This window comes from Asanoa sp. NPDC050611 (genome assembly GCF_040654855.1).
Lineage (GTDB): Bacteria > Actinomycetota > Actinomycetes > Mycobacteriales > Micromonosporaceae > Asanoa.
On sequence record NZ_JBFAIU010000531.1, the window covers coordinates 1 to 3,430 of the forward strand.

The 3,430-nt window shown below is 58.2% G+C and carries 2 rRNA genes; both read left to right on the top strand.

The window, feature by feature from the left end:
• Nucleotides 1-108: 108 nt before the first annotated feature.
• A 16S ribosomal RNA gene (locus AB0H87_RS39640) occupies nucleotides 109-1,624 on the top strand.
• A 351-nt stretch (nucleotides 1,625-1,975) separates the two neighbouring features.
• Nucleotides 1,976-3,430, top strand: a 23S ribosomal RNA gene (locus AB0H87_RS39645); the annotation flags it as partial.

A 3,430-nucleotide genomic window follows, 5' to 3' on the forward strand; every position in this document is an offset into this window, starting at 1 on the left:
GGTGTGTGTTTGTTCTTTGAGAACTCAACAGGGTGTTTGATAAGCCAGTGCCAATTGTGATTGTTTTTGGCATCCGTTAATTGGATTGCCGGGACACTTTTCAAGTTTTTGTTGGAGAGTTTGATCCTGGCTCAGGACGAACGCTGGCGGCGTGCTTAACACATGCAAGTCGAGCGGAAAGGCCCTTCGGGGTACTCGAGCGGCGAACGGGTGAGTAACACGTGAGTAACCTGCCCTGGACTTTGGGATAACCCTCGGAAACGGGGGCTAATACCGGATACCTACGACTGATCGCATGGTTGGTTGTGGAAAGTTTTTCGGTCTGGGATGGGCTCGCGGCCTATCAGCTTGTTGGTGGGGTGATGGCCTACCAAGGCGACGACGGGTAGCCGGCCTGAGAGGGCGACCGGCCACACTGGGACTGAGACACGGCCCAGACTCCTACGGGAGGCAGCAGTGGGGAATATTGCACAATGGGCGGAAGCCTGATGCAGCGACGCCGCGTGAGGGATGACGGCCTTCGGGTTGTAAACCTCTTTCAGCAGGGACGAAGCGAGAGTGACGGTACCTGCAGAAGAAGCGCCGGCCAACTACGTGCCAGCAGCCGCGGTAAGACGTAGGGCGCGAGCGTTGTCCGGATTTATTGGGCGTAAAGAGCTCGTAGGCGGCTTGTCGCGTCGGCTGTGAAATCCCGTGGCTCAACTGCGGGCTTGCAGCCGATACGGGCAGGCTAGAGTTCGGTAGGGGAGACTGGAATTCCTGGTGTAGCGGTGAAATGCGCAGATATCAGGAGGAACACCGGTGGCGAAGGCGGGTCTCTGGGCCGATACTGACGCTGAGGAGCGAAAGCGTGGGGAGCGAACAGGATTAGATACCCTGGTAGTCCACGCTGTAAACGTTGGGCGCTAGGTGTGGGGGGCCTCTCCGGTTCTCTGTGCCGCAGCTAACGCATTAAGCGCCCCGCCTGGGGAGTACGGCCGCAAGGCTAAAACTCAAAGGAATTGACGGGGGCCCGCACAAGCGGCGGAGCATGCGGATTAATTCGATGCAACGCGAAGAACCTTACCTGGGTTTGACATCACCGCAAAACTTCCAGAGATGGGAGGTCCTTCGGGGGCGGTGACAGGTGGTGCATGGCTGTCGTCAGCTCGTGTCGTGAGATGTTGGGTTAAGTCCCGCAACGAGCGCAACCCTCGTTCGATGTTGCCAGCGGGTTATGCCGGGGACTCATCGAAGACTGCCGGGGTCAACTCGGAGGAAGGTGGGGATGACGTCAAGTCATCATGCCCCTTATGTCCAGGGCTTCACGCATGCTACAATGGCCGGTACAATGGGCTGCGATACCGTAAGGTGGAGCGAATCCCAAAAAGCCGGTCTCAGTTCGGATCGGGGTCTGCAACTCGACCCCGTGAAGTCGGAGTCGCTAGTAATCGCAGATCAGCAACGCTGCGGTGAATACGTTCCCGGGCCTTGTACACACCGCCCGTCACGTCACGAAAGTCGGCAACACCCGAAGCCGGTGGCCCAACCCTTGTGGAGGGAGCCGTCGAAGGTGGGGCTGGCGATTGGGACGAAGTCGTAACAAGGTAGCCGTACCGGAAGGTGCGGCTGGATCACCTCCTTTCTAAGGAGCACCTCCCGGCCAACGCCGGGTAGGAGCCCACCACCTCCGAATGTGGGGTGGGGGTGCTCAATGGCGGAGACACTGGCGAGTTCAGGTCGGCAACGGCCACCAGCTCTAGTACACGCGCTTGTCGCGAAGGAACGAGTCCTGGTTGGTGCGGCTGGTCTTGGATGATGAACACCCTGTTGGGTCCTGAAGGAACAAGCCACTTTGTGTGGGGTTCTTTCGGATCGGAGCGCCAGGCATGGCCTGGTCCCATATACCGCCGGCGGTTGTCGGGTTTGGTGTGGGGCTGTGGGTTGTGGGTTGGTTGTTTGTTGAGAATTGCACAGTGGACGCGAGCATCTTTGTGGTCAAGTTGTCAAGGGCGAACGGTGGATGCCTTGGCACCAGGAGCCGATGAAGGACGTGGGAGGCCGCGATAGGCCTGGGGGAGCTGTCAACCTAGCTGTGATCCCAGGGTGTCCGAATGGGGTAACCCGGCACCAGTTATGTGGTGTCACCTGCACCTGAATTCATAGGGTGTGTGGAGGGAACGCGGGGAAGTGAAACATCTCAGTACCCGTAGGAAGAGAAAACAACAGTGATTCCGTGAGTAGTGGCGAGCGAAAGCGGATTGAGCCTAAACCGGTTGCGTGTGATACCTGTCAGGGGTTGCGTGGTCGGGGTTGTGGGACATCACGGACGGGGCTGACGACCCGTCGAGGAGTTACAAAGCCAGTTGCTAGTCGAATGGTCTGGAAAGGCCGACCGTAGACGGTGATAGTCCGGTAGGTGAAAGTGGCTGGTCTTCTGTGGTTGTTCCCGAGTAGCGGCGGACCCCTGTAATCTGCCGTGAATCTGCCAGGACCACCTGGTAAGGCTGAATACTTCCTGGTGACCGATAGCGGACGAGTACCGTGAGGGAATGGTGAAAAGTACCCCGGGAGGGGAGTGAAATAGTACCTGAAACCGTTCGCCTACAATCCGTCGGAGCCTTTAGGGGTGACGGCGTGCCTTTTGAAGAATGAGCCTGCGAGTTAGTGGCATGTGGCGAGGTTAACCCGTGGTGGGGGAGCCGTAGCGAAAGCGAGTCCGAATAGGGCGTTGAGTCGCATGTTCTAGACCCGAAGCGGAGTGATCTAGCCATGGGCAGGCTGAAGCGCGGGTAAGACCGCGTGGAGGGCCGAACCCACCAACGTTGAAAAGTTGGGGGATGACCTGTGGTTAGGGGTGAAAGGCCAATCAAACTCCGTGATAGCTGGTTCTCCCCGAAATGCATTTAGGTGCAGCGTCGCGTGTTTCTTGCCGGAGGTAGAGCACTGGATGGTCTAGGGGGCCTACAAGCTTACCGAAATCAGCCAAACTCCGAATGCCGGTAAGTGAGAGCGCGGCAGTGAGACTGCGGGGGATAAGCTTCGTAGTCGAGAGGGAAACAGCCCAGATCACCAGCTAAGGCCCCTAAGCGTGTGCTAAGTGGAAAAGGATGTGGGGTCGCTTAGACAACCAGGAGGTTGGCTTAGAAGCAGCCACCCTTTAAAGAGTGCGTAATAGCTCACTGGTCAAGTGGTTCCGCGCCGACAATGTAGCGGGGCTCAAGTACACCGCCGAAGCTGTGGCATTCACACTTTAACCCCGCCCAAACTTTCGGGTTTGGGTGCAGGTGTGTGGATGGGTAGGGGAGCGTCGTGCCGCGGGTGAAGCAGCCGAGTGATCGAGTTGTGGACGCGGTGCGAGTGAGAATGCAGGCATGAGTAGCGCAAGAAGGGTGAGAAACCCTTCCGCCGGATGACCAAGGGTTCCAGGGCCAGGCTAATCCGCCCTGGG